The organism is Pseudacidovorax sp. NFM-22 (genome assembly GCF_021401245.1).
Taxonomy (GTDB): Bacteria; Pseudomonadota; Gammaproteobacteria; order Burkholderiales; family Burkholderiaceae_C; genus Xenophilus.
Map to the genome: position 1 here is coordinate 460,789 of NZ_JACBFY010000005.1, position 14,790 is coordinate 475,578.

15 protein-coding genes are annotated in these 14,790 nt (G+C 71.9%); 1 reads left to right on the forward strand and 14 read right to left on the reverse strand.

Features of this window, described 5'->3' with window-relative positions:
• Positions 1-2: 2 nt before the first annotated feature.
• The 6 genes from L0984_RS19710 to L0984_RS19735 are packed head-to-tail and all read right to left on the reverse strand — an operon-like array spanning position 3 to position 5,853.
• Positions 3-1,466, reverse strand: coding sequence for a hydroxymethylglutaryl-CoA synthase family protein (locus L0984_RS19710; protein WP_234195617.1), 1,464 nt, complete (start codon positions 1,464-1,466; stop codon positions 3-5).
• Positions 1,463-2,404 (reverse strand): alpha/beta hydrolase, encoded by a 942-nt coding sequence (locus L0984_RS19715; protein ID WP_234195619.1) that lies wholly within the window; start codon positions 2,402-2,404, stop codon positions 1,463-1,465. The genes L0984_RS19710 and L0984_RS19715 overlap by 4 nt, the downstream gene beginning before the upstream one ends.
• Before the next feature lie 52 nt (positions 2,405-2,456).
• Complete coding sequence (locus L0984_RS19720; RefSeq protein WP_234195621.1) at positions 2,457-3,197, reverse strand: SDR family NAD(P)-dependent oxidoreductase; 741 nt, start codon at positions 3,195-3,197, stop codon at positions 2,457-2,459.
• On the reverse strand, positions 3,198-4,028 hold the full coding sequence (locus tag L0984_RS19725) for an enoyl-CoA hydratase/isomerase family protein (protein ID WP_234195623.1): 831 nt from the start codon (positions 4,026-4,028) through the stop codon (positions 3,198-3,200). It abuts the gene before it with no gap.
• Positions 4,029-4,060: 32 nt separating this feature from the next.
• Positions 4,061-4,552, reverse strand: a complete 492-nt coding sequence (locus L0984_RS19730) for an aromatic-ring-hydroxylating dioxygenase subunit beta (protein WP_234195625.1) — start codon at positions 4,550-4,552, stop codon at positions 4,061-4,063.
• Positions 4,552-5,853 (reverse strand): aromatic ring-hydroxylating oxygenase subunit alpha, encoded by a 1,302-nt coding sequence (locus L0984_RS19735; RefSeq protein WP_234195627.1) that lies wholly within the window; start codon positions 5,851-5,853, stop codon positions 4,552-4,554. Before L0984_RS19735 ends, L0984_RS19730 begins: the two co-directional genes overlap by 1 nt.
• 123 nt (positions 5,854-5,976) lie before the next feature.
• Here L0984_RS19735 and L0984_RS19740 point away from each other — a divergent pair, with 123 nt between their 5' ends.
• A complete protein-coding gene (locus L0984_RS19740; RefSeq protein ID WP_234195629.1) occupies positions 5,977-6,297 on the forward strand; it encodes a 2Fe-2S iron-sulfur cluster-binding protein in 321 nt (106 codons plus the stop codon).
• Positions 6,298-6,319: 22 nt separating this feature from the next.
• On the opposite strand, the gene L0984_RS19745 is transcribed toward L0984_RS19740, so the two are convergent.
• From L0984_RS19745 to L0984_RS19780, 8 genes are all read right to left on the reverse strand, one after another.
• Positions 6,320-7,198, reverse strand: coding sequence for an acyl-CoA thioesterase (locus L0984_RS19745; protein ID WP_234195630.1), 879 nt, complete (start codon positions 7,196-7,198; stop codon positions 6,320-6,322).
• Positions 7,195-7,965, reverse strand: coding sequence for an NAD(P)H-dependent oxidoreductase (locus L0984_RS19750; protein WP_234195631.1), 771 nt, complete (start codon positions 7,963-7,965; stop codon positions 7,195-7,197). Before L0984_RS19750 ends, L0984_RS19745 begins: the two co-directional genes overlap by 4 nt.
• 158 nt (positions 7,966-8,123) lie before the next feature.
• On the reverse strand, positions 8,124-8,531 hold the full coding sequence (locus tag L0984_RS19755) for a DUF6285 domain-containing protein (RefSeq protein WP_234195633.1): 408 nt from the start codon (positions 8,529-8,531) through the stop codon (positions 8,124-8,126).
• Positions 8,528-9,544, reverse strand: coding sequence for a phosphotransferase family protein (locus L0984_RS19760; protein ID WP_234195635.1), 1,017 nt, complete (start codon positions 9,542-9,544; stop codon positions 8,528-8,530). Before L0984_RS19760 ends, L0984_RS19755 begins: the two co-directional genes overlap by 4 nt.
• On the reverse strand, positions 9,538-10,587 hold the full coding sequence (locus tag L0984_RS19765) for a DUF7064 domain-containing protein (protein ID WP_234195637.1): 1,050 nt from the start codon (positions 10,585-10,587) through the stop codon (positions 9,538-9,540). Before L0984_RS19765 ends, L0984_RS19760 begins: the two co-directional genes overlap by 7 nt.
• 9 nt (positions 10,588-10,596) lie before the next feature.
• A complete protein-coding gene (locus L0984_RS19770) occupies positions 10,597-12,723 on the reverse strand; it encodes a 3-hydroxyacyl-CoA dehydrogenase NAD-binding domain-containing protein (protein WP_234195844.1) in 2,127 nt (708 codons plus the stop codon).
• A gap of 20 nt (positions 12,724-12,743) precedes the next feature.
• Entirely contained in the window at positions 12,744-13,952 is a 1,209-nt protein-coding gene (locus L0984_RS19775) for an acetyl-CoA C-acetyltransferase (protein WP_234195639.1), read from the reverse strand.
• Between the two features lie 37 nt (positions 13,953-13,989).
• Positions 13,990-14,787 (reverse strand): enoyl-CoA hydratase/isomerase family protein, encoded by a 798-nt coding sequence (locus tag L0984_RS19780; RefSeq protein ID WP_234195641.1) that lies wholly within the window; start codon positions 14,785-14,787, stop codon positions 13,990-13,992.
• Positions 14,788-14,790: the final 3 nt, after the last annotated feature.

A 14,790-nucleotide genomic window follows, 5' to 3' on the forward strand; every position in this document is an offset into this window, starting at 1 on the left:
CCTCAAGCCTGCGTCTCGCCACGCACCGGCGTGGCCTTCCAGAAATACCGCGTGAAGCCGCGGCGCTCGTCGATGTCCTTGATGCGGAACACCATCTCCATGGCGGTGCCGGCATCGACCTCGCCCACTTCCAGGTCGGTGAAGTCCATCAGGATGCGGCCCCCGCCCTCGAAGTCGATCTGGCCGTAGTGGTGCGGCGGGGCCGGGTGCCATGACAGGTACTCGGCCGACCAGCTCAGGATGCGCGCCGGCCGGTCCGCCAGCGGATGCGGCTTCTGCGTGTCCTGAAGCGGCGTGGCGTCGTAGCTCAGCCGCGAGGGCGGAAAGTGCACGCTGCCGGTCACCTCGCAGCGGCCGGCCACCAGGCCCTGCAGCGCCTGGTGGTGGCGCCAGGCGGTGGAAAGCGCCGTTTTGCGGTCGGCCTCGCCGCGCATGCCGCGCTCCAGCTGCAGCTGGCCCTTGAACGAGAGGAAGCGCGTGTAGTGCCGCTCTTCCACGCCGCGCGCCAGCCAGCGCGAGACACCCCGGGCCGGCGCGAAGCGGCGGATCGCTTCGGTCACGCGGAAGACCAGCGCCTGCGCGCCGCTGCCGAACTGGGCCAGCACGATGCACTGGCCGGGCGTGGCCTGCTCCAGCACCCGCGCCAGCAGCAGCAGGCCGTGTGGCACGCCGCTGTCGCCCACGCTGTCGGCCAGGTTGTCGGCCACCGCCTCGGCGCGGATGCCGCAGGCCTTGGCCAGCTGCTGGTCCATCTTGGCGAAGGTGGTGGGAAAGAGGAAGTGGTCGACCTCGGCCGCGGCCACGCCGGCCTGTGCCAGCGCCGCCTTCACGGCCGCCGGCACCAGCCGGGCGATGCCTTCGTCGCGCACCCAGCGCTCTTCCCAGTGGTAGTCCACGTCCTCGCCGGTGGCGCGGAAGTGGTCCACGAAGTCGGCCGTGACGGTGCCGGCGCCGAGGTACTCGGCCAGCACCTCCTCGGTGCCCACCAGCACTGCTGCGGCGGCATCGCCATAGTCCAGCTCCTGCGCGCTGGCGGCGCGGGTGCGGCGGTTGTCGGCGGCCAGCACCAGCGTGTCGCCGCCGCCGGCGCGCACCCGGGCCACGGCCTGGGTGAAGGCCGACAGCGCGGCGCGCTGCGTGCCGCCCAGGTCCAGGGCCTCGATGTCCTCGCCCAGCGCCAGCGCGCCGGCCACCACGCCGGCATTGAGCCGCTCGGCGAAGGGCAGCGTGTCCGAGGCCAGCAGCAGTGCGCGCACGCGGCTGCGGTCGCGCTGGGTGGCGGGGCCCAGCGCGTCGCGGGCGGCGGCCACGGCCAGCGTGATGCTGTCCTCGTCCCAGTTGGCGAAGGCGCGCGTGCCCTTGCGGCCGGCGAATTGCGGCGCGTACCAGGCATTGGCCTGGGCCGCGGCCTGGCGCGACAGGCGCAGGCGCGGGATGTAGCCGCCGTAGGCGGTGATTCCGATCATGGGGCGATGTCTCCGGTGGAAGCGCCACCCAGGTGGGTGGCAAGGAAGAGGCCGCCCTCCGCCAGCGCGGCGCGCGCCTGGGGCAGCTCGTTCGGGAATTGCTGGAACACGTGGACCATCTCCGGCCAGGCCTGGCACGCGGCCCGGCCGCCGGCGGCATTGACGCGCTGCGCGAACTGCACCGAATCGCTCAGCACCGTCTCGCGGTCGCCCACCTGCAGCAGCAGAGGCGGCAGCCGGCCGAGCGCCGTCGCATCGGCATACAGCGGCGAAGCCAGCGGATCGCGCGGTTCGGCCTGCGGGCCCAGGAAGTTGCGGGCCATGGCCTGGATCATGGGCCGCTGATGGATCGGGTCGGCCTTCGCACGGGTCTCGTAGCTCTCGCCGGTGGCGGCCAGGTCGGTCCAGGCGGACATGAGGAAGGCGGCGGCCGGGCCCGCGTCGCCCTGCGCCTGCAGGGCCAGCAGCGTGGCCAGTGCGAGCCCGCCGCCTGCGGAGTCGCCGGCCAATGCGATGTGCGGCAGCGGCGGGCCCTGCGTGCCCAGCCAGCGCATCACGGTGAGCGCATCCTCCAGCGGTGCGGGATGGTGGTGCTCCGGCGCGAGCCGGTAGTCCACGCCGAGCACACGCACGCCCGCCGCGGCGGAAAGCCGGCCCATCAGCTCGCGGTGCGACTGCAACGAGCCGACCTGGAAGCCGCCGCCATGGAAGTAGACGATGGCACGGTCCGCGCGCACGCCTGGCGCGGCGACCCAGGCGCAGGGCACACCGTCGGCCTGCACGGGCGTGAAGCGCGCGTCGCCGGTGGCGCCGAAGAGCTGGTCCCAATCGGCGCGCATCTGCGCCACCGGCGTGTCGCGCCGCCAGCGGCCATAGACGGCGCGGACCTTGGCGATGACGGCGTCGACACCAGCGACATTGATCGGATGGTCGTTCACCGTGCATCCCCCGCGATCCGTTCGGGCTGAGCCTGTCGAAGCCGGGGCGCGCTCATGCCCCGCACCCCATGCCGCCGGACACGCCCAGCACCTCGCCCGTCACGTAGCTGGCCTGCTCCGAGGCGAGGAAGGCCACCGCCGCCGCGACCTCCTCGGCGCTGCCGAGGCGGCCCAGCAGCGTGGCGCCGGTCATCCCATCCATCAGCCGCTCGCCGCCCGACGCCACGGCCTGCCGCAGCAGCGGTGTGTCGATGGGCCCCGGCGCCACCACGTTGGCGGTGATGCCCTTGCGGCCGTTCTCGCGTGCGATGGAGCGGGTGAAGGCGATCACGCCGCCCTTGGCCGCCGCATAGACCGAGCCGCCGCGCGAGCCCAGCCGGCCGGCCTCGGAGGCCACGTTGACGATGCGGCCGTGGCCGCGGGCCTGCATGCCCGGCAGCACGGCATGGGTGGTGTTGAGCACGGCCTCCAGGTTCACGGCGAGCAGACGGCGCCAGTCGGCGGGCGTGGTCTGGGTGAAGAAGGCACGCTGGTCCACGCCCGCGTTGTTGACCAGCACGTCGAGCGGACCGATCTCGGCCAGCGCAGCGTGCACGCGGTCGAAGTCGCAGACGTCGAGCGCGCAGGCCTGGGCGCCGGTCTCGGCCGCCAGTGCCTGGGCCGCCTCGGCATCCAGGTCCGCACACCAGACCTCCAGCCCATCCGCCGCCAGGCGCCGGACGATGGCGGCGCCGATGCCGCGCGCGCCGCCGGTCACCAGTGCGCGTCGCCGCGCTGCGGTCGCGCCCGGCATTCAGTGCCCCGTGAAGCGCGGGGCGCGCTTCTCGATCACGGCGGCCAGGCCCTCGCGCGCATCGGCCATGCCCGAGAGGAAGGCCTGCGCATGGTTCTCTTCGGGCATCGCGGCCTCCACGCCCTGACCGATGCCGTTCCACAGCAGGCGCTTGGTGTTGGCCAGCGCAGCCGGCGCGCCGGCCGCCAGTTCGCGGGCCAGCGCCCAGGCGGCGTCCTGCAGCTCGGCATCGGGCACCACGCGGGTGACCAGGCCGATCTCCTTCGCCTCGGCCGCACTGAGCGTCGGGTTGAGCATGAGGATTTCCATGGCGCGCCGGAAGCCCACCAGCTGGGTGAGCGTCACCGAGACGCCCGCATCGGGCACCATCGCCACGCGGGTCGCGCCGGCCAGGAACTTGGCCGACTCGGCCGCCAGCACGAAGTCGCTGGAGCAGACCAGGCCCATGCCGCCCCCGCCTGCTGCGAAGCCGTGCACCGCAGTGACGACCGGCGGGTTGAGCCGGATGAGCGCCGCCGTGGCCAGCTGCAGCAGCGCGGTCGCCACGCGGATGTAGTCGGGCAGCGCCTCGCCCTTGGAGAGGAAGGTGTGGACATCGCCGCCCGCGCAGAAGTGCCTGCCTTCGCCGGTCAGCAGCACCGCGCGCACCCGGCCGTCGCCATGGATGCGCAGCACGGCCTCGTGCAGGGCGCGCAGCAGCTCCACGTTCAGGCCATTGGCCGCGTCGGGCCGGTTCAGGTGCAGATGGGCCACGCCATCCGCATGCAGGCTCAGCAGCACCGGGCCATCGGCCACCAGCCGCTCGGGGCCGGGTTGGGTCGGGGTGTTCATGCTTGTCTCCGTGTGGGGCGGTCGTGGCGCTGTCAGACCAGAAAGGCCATGGAATAGAGGGCGTCCTGGTTGTTCACCAGGTTCACCTTCTTGCGCACCATGCGCAGCGTGCCGTCCACGCGGCGCAGCCGGTATTCGGTGCGCGCAGCCCACAGCACGTCGCCGCGGGTCTGGTTCTCGAAGATCAGCATGTTGCAGCCCACCGACAGCTCCTGGCCGTCGTCCTCTTCCACCTCGATGTTCGACACCAGGCGGCGCAGGCGCGACTGCGGCGTCTGGCTGAAGCGCTTGCCGGTGTGGTACTGGCGGATGCGCAGCGCGATGCGCGAGCGGTTGTCGTAGATGATGGACATGACCTGCTCCGGGTCGCCACCGTCGCCGTTGGCGGGCACCCAGTACACGCCGTCGTCGGTCCACAGCGCCTCCCAGTCGTCGTAGCGGTGCTCGTCCTGCAGGCGGGCCTCGCGGTAGATGAACTGGGTGACGTCTTCCAGCGCGGCGCGCTGCTCGGGGCTCATCGGCATCACGCGGCCTCCATCATCTGCCGGTAGTGGCGCCAGATGCCGCGGCTGGGCACCTCGTCGGTGTTGTCGCCGATCAGGAAGCCGTCCTCGTCGCGGCGCTCGCGGTGCTTGCCGCGGCCCAGGAACAGCCACTCGGGCTTGCGCATCTGCACGCCCATCTGCGTGCGCTCGTACATCTCGGCATCGTCGGCCAGCAGGAAGCCCGCCGGCCCCACCGAGCCCATGGTCTGCTGGCGCATGCGGCGGTTGAGGTCGGGTGCGCCCTTGAACTGCAGCGCGGTCACGTGCTGCACGGTCTCGTTCACCGACAGCGGCTGCAGCACGAAGATCTGGATCTCCGCGATGAACAGGTTCGGGAAGATCATGATGTGCGGCGTGCCGTCGATCATGATGCGCCGCGCCTTCTCCTCGCCATAGGCCGCGTTCATGCGCGCGGTGTAGTCGGGCAGCCGGTCGGCCGTGGTACCGAACCAGGACATGGGCTCGTCGCGCTTGCGGAACTCGGGCCGCAGGTCGTTCTCGGTATGGCCGTTGCCGAAGTCGCGCGACACCGCCGTCGACTCGGCGCTGTAGAGCGTGCCGATGCCGCTCTGTGCCACTTCGAAGATCGAGGCATGCACGAAGGAGGGGTGATAGCCGTCGGTCTCGTTCTCGACCAGGAACTTCCAGTTGGCCTTGACCTTGTGCTTGAGGAAGCCGGCAGTGATCTGCACCTCGCCTTCGGGCGAGGTCTCGCACAGCGCGTCGATGGACTTCATGGCCGCGCCCAGGTGCTCTTCGAGGCTGGGGCCTTCGGCCGCCATGGAGCCGAAGACGAAGCCGCGGTAGCTGGCCACGCGCGCCACCTTGCCCAGGCCATGGTCCTTGCGGTCCACGCCCTCGTAGCCGGATGGGAAGGGCCAGCCCTTGAGGGCGCCGTCGTTGGCAAAGGTCCAGCCGTGATAAGGGCAGGTGAAGGAGCGCGCATTGCCCTGCTCGGTCATGCACACGCGGTTGCCGCGGTGCGGGCAGCGGTTGTGCAGCAGGTGGATCTGCCCGGCGCGGTCGCGCGTCATGAGCACCGGCTCGGGGCCGATGGCCTTCATGACGTAGTCGTTGGCGTCGGGGATCTCGCTCTCGTGGCCGACGTAGACCCAGGTGCGGAACCAGATCTTCTCCAGCTCGGCCTGGTAGATGGCCGGATCGGTGTAGAGCGAGCCGTGCACGTGGCCGTCGCGCACGAGCTGGTCCCAACGCGGCGCTGCCGCAGCGGCGGCAGAGGCGACGGGAGCGATGGGGATCACGTGGGCGCAAGGGTCCATGCCAGGGGTCCTCCGTTCGGTGTGGATGTGTGTTGTCCGACGTTTGTGTTGATGGAATAATAGTCCGACGAGACGGACTATGTCAAACCCCGTTTCAGCGACTTTCATCAAGGACCCAGCCCCATGCCCACCGTTGTTTTCATCGACCCCCAAGGTGCCGAACATGCCGTCGACGCGCCGGTGGGGCGCAGCCTGATGCAGGTGGCCGTGGACCACGGCGTGCCCGGCATCCTGGGCGACTGCGGCGGCGCCTGCAGCTGCGCCACCTGCCATGGCTATGTGGACCCGGCCTTCCTGCCGCTGCTGCCCGCGCGCACCGAGACCGAGGCCTTCATGCTGGAAGGCGTGCCCGACCTGCGCGAGACCAGCCGGCTGTGCTGCCAGATCCGCATGCAGGCCGAACTGGAAGGCGTGCGGGTGCAACTGCCCGACGAGCAGGTGTGAAGCAGGGCTGAGAGGCTGAGAGTCAGCGCCCCGCGAAGGCCATCAGGCAATCCTGAGTCGCGGTGGCCACATGGCGGCCGTGGGCATCGTGGTACTGCGCCACCGCCAGGCCGTGCCCGCCGGCCGAATGCACGCAGGCGGTCTGCACATGCAGCCACGCGTCGGCGCGCGGCGAGGCATGCAGCCACAGCGCATGGTTGAGGCTGGAGATGTACATGGCGCGTTCCCCCGCCTGCCTCAGGTGCGGCAGCAGCATGCAGGCGTTGAGCCACCAGTCCGACAGATAGGCGAAGGCCGCGGTCTGCACGGCCGGGTCGTCGCCCAGCGGCTGCGGCGCCCTGAGCCAGTAGCGCAGTTGCGGGCCGGCGCGCTGCGGGTCCAGCTGAAGGTCCATGTCCGGGATGCGGAAGTCGATGGCGGCATCGCAGCCTTGGCCATAGCCGCCCATGCGGGCCAGGGCCTCCCGGGTGGCGGCGGGCACATCGTCCAGCGTGGGCAGCGACGCCGGCTGCTCGCCCGGCGGCGCGGTGCTGGCCAGCCGATGCGCCGGCCCTTCCATGGGGGCGGCGCAGGTCGCATGGGCATCCAGCACGGTGCGGTCGCCCTGCGTGCTGCGCACATGGCGGGCGCTGAAGCGCTTGCCTTCCTGCAGCCGCGCCACCTCGAACACGATGGGCTGCTCGGGCATGGCGCCTTGCAGAAAGAGGAACTGCATCATCGTGGGCGCGCGGCCGGCCGGCATGTCCAGCAGCAGCGCACGCATCGCCTGTCCCAGCAGCTGGCCGCCATAGGCGCGGCCGTTCTGGTTGGCATCGCCGTGCAGGTTGCGCCAGCGGCCGGGCCCCGCCGCGCGCAGCTGCAGCCGATCGGCCAGGGCGGGCACCGTCGCGCTGGCGCTCATCGGTCCAGCCCTGCATCCGGCGCGGGTGTCGCACGGCGGTGCCCGGCCGTGCGCGGCGCGACCTCGGGCTTGAGCCGCCAGTCGGGGCCGAAGTCCGAGAGTGGATGCGTGGGCATGGGGCGCTCGTGCGCGATGCCGCGCAGCCGCTCGGCCCATGCGTCGAGGTGCGCGGCGCGCTGGGCCTCGTCGCTGTACTGGATGGCCCAGCCCACGAAAGGCGGCAGCACCTGCAGGCCGCTGTAGCCGAAGACGCCATGCTGCAGGTGCCACAGGATCACGTCGCGCTCGCCCAGCAGGCCGTCGCTGTCCATCATGGCGGGGAAGCAGCCGGTGGTGAAGGACAGCATGGCCCGCCGGCCCCGCAGCCCGCCCTGATCGAAGCGCTTGCCGCCCGCGCCATAGACCAGCCCGTTGACGAACACCCGGTCGATCCAGCCCTTGAGGATGGCGGGCACCGAGAACCACCACAGCGGGAACTGCAGGATCAGCAGGTCGCAGGCGAGCAGCTTGTCGATCTCCTGCTGGATGTCGGGCGCGAAGCTGCCGCGCTGCGAGGCCTGCTTCTGCTCGCGGTCGTACTGCAGCGCATCGGGAAAGCGGCGCTCGCTGAAGTCGTCGGGTCCGGCCACCGGGTTGAAGCCCATGGCATAGAGGTCGGACACCACGACCCGGTGGCCCTGCTCGCCGAGCGTGCGTACGGCCGTGTCGAGCAAGGCGCGGTTGAAGGAGCGCGGCTCCGGGTGGGCATGGACGATCAGCACGTTCACGGAAGGGGCTCCTGGCTTGGAATGCGATGAGGGCGGGCATCGGCGGCGGGACGCCATGCGGGGCGCGGCGCCCAGCGGGGTCGGACAGCAAGTCGGACGACGACGTCGTTTATAACCCGACGCGTCGGTTTATTGAAACTGCGCGGCGGATCGCTTGCTCACCACCGGTAGGCCGGGTTGTCGATGGCCAGGCGCGCCAGGGTGGTGTGCCACAGATGGGCACACAGCGCCGGGTCGTCGGCCGGCAGGCGGCCCGCGGCGATGCCCTCGCACAGCCGCTGGCGCAGGGCGTCCAGGGCGGGCGCGTTCGCCCCGGCCGGTTCGGCCTCTGCGTCGACCTCGGTGTCGTCCATGCCCTGCGTGCGGAGCAGCTGCAGGAGGCCCGCGCGTTCCGCCGCTTCGGCCGCCCTGCCCTGCCGCTGCTCGCGCTGCAGCACAGCCAGCAACCGTGCGGCCACGCGCAGGTCGAAGTCGGACCGTCCCGCGCCCTCCCCCTTGCGCACGGCCGCTTCGATGGCGGCCTGCGCCGCGGCCAGGATCTCCTCGGGCTGGACAGGCAGGCTCATGATGAAAGGGCGCCGCGGGGCGCGATGAGTTGCAGCAGGTCGGCCTCGACCTCGGTGGCGCGGCGGCCGATGGCCAGGCGTTCGATACGGCGGTCCTGTCCGCTGCGCCAGGCCAGGCCCATGGCATCGCAGGTGACGCCCCACTTGAGGTTGCCCAGCACTTCCCAGAAGCGAACGCGCTGCGGGTCCACCCGAGCGCCGCCCGCCGCTTCGTAGGCCGCGAACAGCTGCTCGCGCGTGCCGAAGCCACCGGCCGGGCGCTGCGTGGCGCCGAAGCGCCAGGCGTTCACGCAGAACCAGCCCAGGTCTTCCATGGGATCGCCGCGGTGGGCCAGCTCCCAGTCGAGCACGGCGCGCAGCCCTTCGGGGCCGACGACCAGGTTGCCGGTGCGCAGGTCGCCATGCACCAGCACCGGCGGCACCTCAGGCGGACGGTGCGCCTCCAGCCAGCGCAGCGCCAGCGTGAAGACGGGCCGCGCCGTGCCGTTGGCCGCATGGGCCTGCGCCCAGTGGCGCAGCTCCTCGGCCGCCTGTCCTCCGCGCAGCGGCGGCAGCGCGGCCGGGGCAATGGCATGCAGCCGCGCGAGCGACGCCGCGCAGTCCTGCAGCAGTCGGTCATGGGCGGCCACCAGGGCAGGCTCGCGCAGGATGCGCGGCCCGGCGGTCTCGCCCGCCACATGGGCCATCACATAGCCCGCGCCCAGACCTTCGTCGTCCGCCAGCTCGCTGAACACCATCGGCACCGGCACGCCATGGCGGCCCGCCAGCCGCAGCAGCGCGGCCTCGGCCGGCATGCCGGCGCTCATGGCCTGGCTGTCCCGGCTCCACACCCGCGCCCGGCGCAGCACGCGGGCCTCGCGCGTACCGGCGTGGCAGGCGTCGAAGGTCCAGATCTCCTGGCTGGCGCCGGTGGTGACGGGCCGCAGCGCCTCCACGGCGTCGATGGCTGGATCGTGCGCGCGCAGGTGGCGCAGCAGCGCGGGCGCCAGCGCGTCCGTCCCGGCGCTCACCATCCCGCGGCCATGCCTTCGAAGCGGCCCTGCGCATCGACATGGTCCATGTACTCGGCCAGGCCCCAGCCCTCGCGGTCGCCACAGCGGTAGCGGGTCAGGCTTTCCATGATGCGGGTGCGGTCGCTGCGGCCGTCGTCCAGCCGGCGCACATGGCGGCAGGGCACGGCATTCGCCGTCTCGCCCTCGACCGTGTGCGCACGGCCCCGCTCGTCGACGAAGCGCAGGCTGAAGCCGGTGGGGTAGCCGTCGGCGCCGTAGCGGCTCTCCAGCGCGATCTCGTCCACATGCAGCAGCGCGGGCCCGCCGTCATGCAGGTAGCCGGTCTTGAGCAGCCGCCCATCGGCCTGGCGCACCACCATCAGGCAGAAGGCGAAGTCCGTGCCGAAGGTGCACGGGAACCAGCGATACCAGGGAATGGCCTGCCAGATGCGCGGCCCCCAGGAATGGTCGATGAGGCCATGGCCCTGCAGCGTCCACGATTCGCCGCCGACGGTGATGCGGCCCTGGCCGCGCAGCGACTGGTCGATGTGGGCGCGGGCGAAGTAACGGCCCTCGCCTTCGTCGTAGGGCTGGCCCGCGTCGTCCAGCAGCTCGCCGCCATGCGGGGGCGCCACGGATTCCACGGTCAGTTCCACCTCGCAGTGCACGGCGGGATGGGCCTGGAAGGCGGCGCGCGGGTCTTCCATGAGCGCACCGTGCGGCAGCACATGCAGCGGCCCGCGGTAGCTGAGCTGCCGCTGCGCGAAGGGGTCGATCACCTCGAAGCGCAGCCCGGCCGCTTCGGCCTGTTGCGGGTCCACACCCTGTGGCCGCGCATGGTGGAAGCCCACGCGCCCGTCCGGCAGGTAGAGGCACACCGTCATCTCGCCGAAGCCCTGGTTGGCCCGCTGGCCCACGCGGAACCAGCCGCCCAGCCCTTGGGCGCCGTCCACCAGGTGCAGGTAGCGGCTTTCGTTGAAGAAGGGATGCGCCTCCACCGCATGGTTGAAGTCGTCCTCCGGCCGCAGCGGGCGCACCGGGCGGAAGCGGCCGGAGTAGTCCATGCGTGGTGCTCAGGCGGGGTGGTAGCGCCCGCCGCTCGCGGCCAGATCGCGCAGAGCCGGTGGCACCTCGAAGCGCTCGCCATGCCGGCGCGCCAGGCGGTCGCAGGCCTCGACGAAGGCGGCAGAACCGACCGTGTCGATCTGCCCCAGCGCCCCGCCCAGCACGGCCGGAAAGCCCCAGCCGAGCAGCGAGCCCACATCCGCATCGCGCGGGCTGACGATGCCCTCGGCCACGCAGCGCGCGGCCTCCAGCGACTGCGAATACATCAGGCGCTCGCGCACCTCCTCCACCGTGGGCTGCTCGGCCGCGCGCGGAAAGACCTCCGCCAGGCCGGGCCACAGCTGCTTGGCCCCGTCGGCCGGATAGTCGTAGAAGCCCTGCCCCACCTTGCGGCCCAGCCGGCCCAGGCGCTCCACCATGGTCGTGAGCACATGGTCCTGCGGCTGCTCGCGGTAGGCCGCGCCCTGGTCGGCGCGCAGCTGCTTCATGGCCTTGTGCAGCAGCTCGGCCGACACCTCGTCGATCAGCGCCAGCGGCGGCATGGGCATGCCCGCCTGGCGGCCGGCGTTCTCGATCAGCACCGGGTCCACGCCCTCGCCCAGCATCGTCATGGCCTCGTAGGGGAACATGGCGAAGGCCCGGTTGGCATAAAAGGACGGGCAGTCGTTGACCACGATGGGCGTCTTGCGGATGCGCTTGGCGAAGTCCAGCGCATGGGCGATGGTCTCTTCGGTGGTCTGCCCGCCGCGGATCACTTCCAGCAGCGGCATCTTCTCCACCGGCGAGAAGAAGTGCAGGCCCACGAACTGCGCCGGCCGCGAGGACACCTCGGCCAGCCCCGTGATGGGCAGCGTCGAGGTGTTGGTGGCGAAGACGGCATCGGCATCCATGGCAGCCTCGGCCCGGCGCGTGACCTCGGCCTTGACGGCGCGGTCCTCGAACACGGCCTCGATCACCAGCTGGCAGCCGGCCAACTGCGCATAGTCGGTGGTGCAGTGCACGCGGGCCAGCGTGGCGTCGCGCTTCTCCCCGGCGAGCCGGCCCTTGGCCACCTGCGCGTCCATGATCTTCGCGCCGTAGGCCTTGCCCTTCTCGGCCGCCTCGAGGCTGGTGTCCAGCAGCACCACGTCCAGCCCGGCCTGCGCCGACACATAGGCCAGGCCCGCGCCCATCATGCCGGCGCCCAGCACCGCGATGCGCGAGTAGCTGCGCACCGGCACGCCGCGCGGCCGGTCGGCCAGGCGGTTGGCCTCGCCCATGGCGTAGAACAGCGTGCGGATCATGTTCTTGGTGGCCTGCGAGGTGGCCAGGCGCGCGAACTGCCGCTGTTCGATCCGCAGGCCCGTGTCGATGTCCACCTGGCAGCCGTCGTACACGCAGGCCAGGATGGCCTCGGGCGCCGGGTACAGGCCCTGCGTCTTCTGCAGCAGCCCGCCGCCCACGCCGAAGAAGAGCTGCGTGGGCCCGGGCGTCTGGGGCGAGCCACCTGGGAACTTGAAGCCCTTGGCATCCCAGGGCTTGACGGCGTACTGGGCACCTTCGGCCAGCAGCCATTCGCGGGCCCGGGCCAGCAACTGCTCGGCCGGCACGACCTCGTCGACGATGCCGGCGGCGAGCGCAGCGGCCGGGCCGACCTTGCGGCCTTCCAGCAGATAGGGCAGCGCGTTCTTGATGCCGATCATGCGCGGCAGCCGCTGCGTGCCGCCAGCGGCGGGCAGCAGGCCCAGCGTCACTTCGGGCAGGCCGAACTGGGCCTGCGGGTTGTCGGCCGCGATGCGGCGATGACAGGCCAGGCACAGCTCCAGCCCGCCGCCCAGCGCTGTGCCGTTGATGGCGGCGACGAAGGGCTTGCCGCCCGTCTCCAGCCGGCGCAGCGTGGCGCTCACCGGGCCGGAGGCGGCAAAGGATTGCTGCGCGTCGGCGATGCCCCGGATCAGGTCCAGGTCGCCCCCGGCCACGAACTCCGGCCGGGCCGAGGTCACGATGGCGCCTTTGACCGCCGGGTCTTCCAGCACCCGCCGCACCGCGGCGTCGAAGGCCGCCGTGCTCTCGGCGTTCATCACGTTCATCGGCCGGTCGGCCACGTTCCAGCGCAGGGTGGCGACGCCGTCCGCGTCCACCTGGTAGTCGATCATGTCCATGTCCTCGTTGCTCCTCACACCCGCTCGATCACCATCACCGAGCCCATGCCGCCGCCCACGCACAGCGTGACCAGCCCCGTGGCCAGATCTCGGCGCTCCAGTTCGTCCAGCACCGTGCCCAGCAGCATGCCGCCCGTGGCGCCCAGCGGATGGCCCATGGCGATGGCGCCGCCGTTGACGTTGACCTTGTCGTGCGGCACGCCCAGCGCCTCCATGAAGCGCAGCACCACGGCCGCGAAGGCCTCGTTGCATTCGAAGAGGTCGATGTCGCTGGCCGTCATGCCCGCACGGCGCAGCGCGGCCTCGGCCGCGGCGGCCGGCGCGGTGAGCATGATGGTGGGCTCGCTGCCCACGGCGCCGAAGCTGCGCACGCGGGCGCGGGGCCTGACGCCCAGCCGGTCGGCCATCGCGCGGCTGCCGATCAGCACCGCCGAGGCGCCATCGACGATGCCGGAGGAATTGCCGGCATGGTGCACATGCGCAATCGCGCCCACCTGCGGATAGCGCTGCAGGGCGACGGCGTCGAAGCCCATCTTCTCGCCCAGTTGCGTGAAGGAGGGCGCCAACTGCGCCAGCGAGTCCACCGTGGTGTCGCCGCGCACATGCTCGTCGCGGTCCAGCAGCAGGTTGCCGTGCATGTCCTTGACCGGCACCACCGAGCGGGCGAAGCGGCCTTCGGCCCAGGCCGCCGCGGCGCGGCGCTGGCTTTCGGCGGCATAGGCGTCCACGTCGCGGCGGCCGTAGCCGTACAGCGTGGCGATCAGGTCGGCCGAGATGCCCTGCGGCACGAGGCGGTTGGGCAGCGTGATCTGCGGATCGGTCACCCAGGCACCGCCGCCGGCGAACATGGGCACGCGCGACATGCTCTCCACGCCGCCGCCGATCATGAGATCGGCCTGGCCGGCCATGACCATGGCCGAGGCGAAGCTGCAGGCCTCCAGGCCCGAGCCGCAGAAGCGGTTGAGCTGCACGCCCGGCACCTCGCGAAAGCCCGGCGTGGCCAGCGTGGCGGCCTTGGCGATGTTGGAGGCCTGCTCCAGCGAAGGCTCGCCGCAGCCGAGGATCACGTCGTCGATCTGCTCGGGCGCGAAGCCGTTGCGCGTGCGCAGCGCGTCCAGGGTCACGGCCGCCAGGCGGGCGGGCGGCACTTCGTGCAGGCGTCCGCTGGCGCGGCCCTTGCCGCGCGGCGTGCGCACGGCGTCGAGGATGAAGGCATCGGTCATGGGTTCGAAGGGAGCGGGAAAAGAAAGGAGCGGCCGGTCATCGGCCCTGGAACTGCGGTTTGCGCCGCTGCTGGAAGGCGGCGATGCCTTCGCACAGGTCGGCGGTGGCGAAGACCTGCTGGAGTTGCCGGCCCTCGTGCGCCACCATGGAGTCGAAGTCGCCGCCCTGCAGCAGCAGCTGTTTGCTGAGGGCGAAGGCCCGCGTGGGGCCGTGGGCGATGTCCTCGGCCAGGCGCCGCGCCTCGGCAGGCAGATCGGCCGCCGGCAGCGCGCGATTGACCAGGCGCAGGGCCGCGGCCTCGCTGCCCTTGAGCAGCCGGCCGGTGTAGATCAGCTCGCTCGCCAGGCCCAGGCCCAGGCGGCTCAGCAGGTGGTGGTGCGTGCCGCTGTCGGGCACCATGCCGAGGTTGCGGAAGGGGCTGCCCAGCAGCGCGTCCTCGACCGCCAGCACGATGTCGCAGCACAGCGCCAGGCCGAAGCCGAAGCCCAGCGCCGGGCCGGCCACCTCGGCCACCGTGGGGACGGGCAGTTCGCGCAGCTGGCGCAGCAGCGGGCCCACCACCTCGGCGATCACGGCCATGGGGTCCGCATCTCCGGGCTGGATCGACGCCACGTCCCAGCCCGCGCAGAAGACCGGGCCGGCGCCGCGCAGCAGCACGGCGCGGGCGCCATCCGCCAGCGCGCTGTCGAGCGCTGCCGACAGGGCCTGCGCGTTGCCGGCGCGAAAGCTGTTCTTCGGCTGCGGCAGATCGAGTTCGACCACGGCCAGCGGGCCGTCGTGACGCACGGCGATGCCGTCGCGGGCAAAGGCGGATGGAGATTCGGATGCACGCATGCG